The organism is Kitasatospora sp. NPDC043949, assembly GCF_056435365.1.
This window is the reverse complement of the sequence record NZ_JBWKEQ010000109.1, coordinates 1-4826: the sequence shown is the minus strand read 5'-3', so window position 1 is coordinate 4826 and position 4826 is coordinate 1. Positions and strand designations below refer to the sequence as shown.

Genomic DNA, 4826 nt, shown 5'->3' with positions numbered 1-4826 from the left:
CCTTGGGGAGTGGGATGGTGATAGGTGGTCTTGGGGTGGGGTCACTCGTTGGGATGGTGGAGAGGGCGGGCTTCGCCCGTTCTCGTGCATCAAAGTTGGCTATCCGCTAGACTCTGGGATGGCAACAGGGTTATGGGGAGATTCTGGAGGCCACAGAACTTCCCGGAACCGGCACCTCGAAACGCTCTCGTAGACAGCTCTGGAAACCGGACTGCAACGCTGAGGGGAACACGATGGACGACGGCACGAACGGAATTGAACCCACGCGGACACTCAGTGACCAGGAGCAGTGGAAGGCCGTGGCCCGTGAGGTCCTGCGTGCCTTCGACACGGTGGTGACGCCCGCCCTGCGCGGCATCGCTCCCATCGAGCGCAGCCCCTTGGCCACCGCGCACGTCCGGCACGGCCGCGAGCTCCTGGAGCCGATTGTCCAGCGATACATCGCCGGGGCCCGGACCCGGCAAGGCCGCGCCTGGCGCCGCCTCCGTGCGCTCCGTGGCCCATACGTCGCGGCGCTCGCCGAGGCCGCCGCCTACACCGAGGCGCTCGGCCGCGGCAACCACGAGCAGTTGCCATGGCCAGCCCTGTTCTCCCGTGGGCAACTGCCGCTGCTCGACCGCTTCACTGGCGACCGCCGTGCCCTCGATCTCTGACGACACGAGAGGCCAACCGCCCGCCATGACCGCCGATACCACCACCGCTCATGGAATGCCGAACCCAGTCCGAAAGGCTGGTACTGGCTTTTCGGGAACGTCGCATGAATTCCGGGAAAGGGGAATTATCAATATGGCGAAGAAATTGCGCCCGCACCAGGAAGAGGCGTGCGACGCGGCAGTACGACTTCTGACGTTGCCCGCGTCGGGTCTGGTGCCGCCGGAGGGGCTGCGGTGCCAGATCCGGGCCGCGACGGGCTCGGGCAAGTCACTGACGGCCGTTCACGTCGCCTCGCGGCTCCACGCCGAGCGGACGCTGGTGATCGTGCCCTCGCTGCCGCTGCTGGAGCAGACGGTCGAGGTCTGGCAGCGGGAGGGGCACGGCGGCCGGATGGTCGGGCTCTGCTCGCTGGTGGGCAACGAGCAGCCTGTGGGCCTGCGGTGCACCACCGATCCGGCGGAGCTGGTGAAGTGGACGGCCGGGCCTGGGCGGGTGACGGTGTTCGCCACTTACGCGAGCCTGGGTCTGGGGCACCTGGAGAAGGCCCACCATCTGGGGCTGCCGGCCTTCTCGCTCGCGGTCGTGGACGAGGCGCACCGGGTCAGTGGTCAGGCTGGGCGGCCGTGGGCGGCGATCCTGGACAACACCCGGATCCCATGTGACCGCCGGCTGTTCATGACGGCCACCCCTAGGTTGTGGGCGGTCAAGGACAGCGACCGGGAGCGGGCGGAGGCGGCCGGGATCGAGGCAGCCGAGCTGATCGCGAGCATGGACGACGAGGCGTTGTTCGGGCCCGTCGCCCACGACTACCCGCTCGGGACCGCGATCTCGGACGGGGTGATCGCCCCGTACCGGATCCTGTGCGTGGACGTCTCCGACCCGGTCCTCCAGGGCCTGGAGCAGCAGGGTGCGAGTGACCGGTCGGTGGAGTACCGGGGAGCCCGGCTGGCGGCCTTGCAGACCGCGCTGCTGACCGCCTGTTCGGAGTGGGACCTGTCGCGGGTGCTGTCCTTCCACCACATGGTGGCCGAGGCGCGGGCGCTGAGTGTCGGTCTGCCGGATGTGGCGCGGGTGCTGTGGGAGCAGGACCCGGCGCTGCACCCGGACCCGGCGCTGATCGGTACGACGTGGCTGGAGGCCGAGCACACCTCCGCCCAGCGCCGAGCGGTCCTGGGCACGTTCGCCTCCCTGGTCAAGGACAACGGGTGGCGGCTGCTGCGGTACATCCTCGCCTCGGTCAAGGTGCTCTCCGAAGGCGTGGACACCTTCGACTGCGACGCCGTCTACTTCGCCGACGTGCGCGGCTCCATGGTCGACCTGGTCCAAGCCATCGGCCGGGCCCTGCGGATGAAGCCGGGCAGCGGCAAGGTCGCCACCATCGTGGTGCCCGTCCTGCTCGGTGCCGGCGAGAACGGCAGCCAGCTGCTGACCTCCCGGGCCTACGACGGCCTGTCCAAGCTGCTGATGGCGCTGCGCGCACACGACGCGGCCGCCGTCGAGCGCCTGGCCATGCCCCAGTCCGAGACCCGCCCGGCGCGCGAGCCGAAGCACGCCGGGGAACCGGACGCGCTCCGGTCCGCCGGCGGGGAGGCGCAGTTGCTCCAGTTCTCCACTCAGCGCGACCCGGCGGTGATCGCGGCGTTCGTGCGGACCCGGGTGCTGGAGCCGGAGCGGGAGGAGTTCCGGCGGGGCCTGGAGGAGTTGCTCGCCTACCGGGAGAAGTTCGGCGACGTGAAGGTGCCCTACGCCTACCGGGCGCCGTCCAGGCACCGGCTGGGCGTGTGGGTGGCCGACCAACGCCGCTACAAGGCCGCCGACGTCCTCGACGCCGAGCGCGTCAAGGAGCTGGACGCGCTGGGCATGATCTGGTCGGCGTTCGACACCGCCTTCACCGACAACCTGACCGCGGTGGCCGGGTACGCGGCCGAACACGGCCACGCCTGCCCCCCGAACGAGGCGGTCTGGGGCGGGCGCCCGGTCGGAACCATCATGAAGAACCTGCGCACCGCCCAACGCCGCACCGAAGCCCTCCAGCGCAGGGCCGAGGCCGGCGAGCAGGGCCTCGACTGGACCGGGCCACTGACCGCCGACCGCAAGGCCGCCCTGGACGCGATCGACCCGGCGTGGTGCCCGGCCTGGTCGGTGGAGTGGCAGCGGTGCTTCGCCCTGGCCTGGCGGCACATCAAGGACGGCGGCACGCTCGCCGGGGCCGAGCCGGGAAGCGTCGTCGTCCAGGGCGAGGACCTGGCCGGGTGGGGCCGCGCCCAACAGAACGGCTGGGACAAGCTCGCCCCCGCCCAGCAGTGGGCGCTGGAGCACGTCCTCGGAATCGGGCCGCTGCCCACCGAGCAGAAGCCGGCGGGGAAGGTGAGCCACGCGGAGAAAGAGGCTCGGAACCTCGCCGCTGCCACCCAGTACCGCGAGCGCGAGGGACACCTGAACGTCCCCCGCAAGCACAAGGAGCCCCTGGTCCTGGACGACGGCACCGACGACGGCACCACCGTGCAGATCAGCCTGGGCCTGTTCATCGCCAACAGCCGCAGCAGGCGCGCCGACATCCCCGCCGACCGCGCCGCCCGGCTCACCGAACTCGGGATGCGCTGGGAGTAGCCGGACGCCGACGCGAGCCGGGGCCGGGCCGCCACGGGTGCAACACGGCCCGGCTGCCCTCCGGAGAGACAAAAGCCCAGTTCAGGGGTGCAACGCGGAGCCCGTGTTGCACCCCGTGTTGCAGTCGGCTGACCTGTGACAGCGAAGTTGGGACGGTTGTCATCGAAGTCGGGACAACTGCTGTTTGCGTCAGCGAATCAGGGAAGCAGCTCAGTTTGTGACGCTGAAGTTGGGAAGTGTCGGGGTACGGACTCGGCTGCTCAGCCAGATGCAGCCTCACGTGCCCAGGCCGTCGCGGGCCTGCTCCCTTGTATCTCCGCAGGGGTGGTCCAGGAGACTGTGAGCCATGGATTCGATTGCTCATGGTGTGCGGGAGTCGTGGGAGCGGATTGGCACGTGGCTCAATGCTCACGTCCGACCAGCCTCCGCCTGGCTGGCTTCGGACGTGGCGAGTCTCGACGCGGTCGAGCAGGAGCTGGGACTGGTACTGTCCGAGGATTTGCGGACCTGGTGGGGGCTGGTGGGCGTCAGCGCCGACTTCTGGCTTCCGGGGTCGTTCGCGCCGGTGGGTCTGGAGGAGGCGTGGGAGACACGCGAGATATGGCTGTTGGTCGCCGAGCAGGAAGGTCTGGGGCTTACCGAAAAGGGTGAGGCTGAAGCGGGGTTCCTGACTGAGTTCATGCCGATCGCGATGAGCCCTGACGGTGACGGCCTGGTCGTCGATCTGCGGTCCGGCGAGTGGCAGGGCGCCGTCTTCTACTGGGACCACGAACGCTGGGGCCTTGGAGTGCCGTTGTGGGAGAGCGTGGGCTCGATGCTCGTGGACATCGCTGATGCACTCGAGTCAGGTACCCCGACGTTGATGTGGCACGCGGATCTTGGTGGCCCCGAGAATCCTGTCGTTGCGACAGTGGACGATTCCCGCGAACTGGGATGGAAACCCGCATGGATCTGACCCACACTTCCCCCATCGACGAGACAGGTCTGTCCCAACTTCTGTGTCACAAAGTAGCGTTGTCCCATCTTCGGTGACAACCGTCCCGACTTCGCTGTCACAGGTCATCGGCAGCCGGGATGCGCAGGAAAGCTGACGCTGACCGTGACATCGAAGATGGACCGACGGCGTTTTATGTCAATGAAGTTGGGCCGAGAGCGGGTGTGGCGGATCAGCGCTCCTTGTTGCGTGGTGGATCCCCGCTTTCCGTGACTGGGGATCCACCACGCAGGTGGGGGTCACGTCTCCGGACCTCGATTCGTCGCCGTGAACCGCCGTCACCGCGGCCGCAGGTTCAGGACGAGGTCGCGCGGCAGACCATGGGTGTCGTGGAGGTAGTGGAAGTCCTCCTCGAGCAGCACCCGGCGCACGACGTCCGGGTCTCCGTCCTGGCGGAAGTGGTCCAGGGTGTGCTGGATCAGCTCGTCCGGCAGGTCTCCGAGGCCGCGCCACGAATCGTCCCGCCGCAGCACGGTACTGACATTGGCGCTTCAGGGTGATGGCGGCGGGAGGTCGAGGGAGAGGCCGGTCCCGGCGAGGAATCCGTCGAGGATGTCGGGGCGGTACT

The 4826-nt window shown here is 68.8% G+C and carries 3 protein-coding genes and 1 pseudogene; 3 read left to right on the top strand and 1 reads right to left on the bottom strand.

What is annotated here, in order from left to right:
• Positions 1–233: 233 nt before the first annotated feature.
• The 3 genes from AC07AL_RS38435 (at position 234) to AC07AL_RS38425 (ending at position 4219) form a co-directional block, all read left to right on the top strand.
• Positions 234–653, top strand: coding sequence for a hypothetical protein (locus tag AC07AL_RS38435; protein ID WP_478319559.1), 420 nt, complete (start codon positions 234–236; stop codon positions 651–653).
• A 133-nt stretch (positions 654–786) separates the two neighbouring features.
• Complete coding sequence (locus tag AC07AL_RS38430) at positions 787–3264, top strand: helicase associated domain-containing protein (RefSeq protein ID WP_478319558.1); 2478 nt, start codon at positions 787–789, stop codon at positions 3262–3264.
• A 346-nt stretch (positions 3265–3610) separates the two neighbouring features.
• A complete protein-coding gene (locus AC07AL_RS38425; RefSeq protein ID WP_478319557.1) occupies positions 3611–4219 on the top strand; it encodes an SMI1/KNR4 family protein in 609 nt (202 codons plus the stop codon).
• A gap of 317 nt (positions 4220–4536) precedes the next feature.
• On the opposite strand, the pseudogene AC07AL_RS38420 reads toward AC07AL_RS38425, so the two are convergent.
• Positions 4537–4740, bottom strand: a pseudogene (locus tag AC07AL_RS38420) (alanine--tRNA ligase-related protein); the annotation flags it as partial.
• Between the last annotated feature and the right edge of the window lie 86 nt (positions 4741–4826).

Coding starts and splice junctions, on each gene's coding strand:
- AC07AL_RS38435 (WP_478319559.1), top strand. CDS start 234: ATGGACGACGGCACGAACGGAATTGAACCCACGCGGACACTCAGTGAC.
- AC07AL_RS38430 (WP_478319558.1), top strand. CDS start 787: ATGGCGAAGAAATTGCGCCCGCACCAGGAAGAGGCGTGCGACGCGGCA.
- AC07AL_RS38425 (WP_478319557.1), top strand. CDS start 3,611: ATGGATTCGATTGCTCATGGTGTGCGGGAGTCGTGGGAGCGGATTGGC.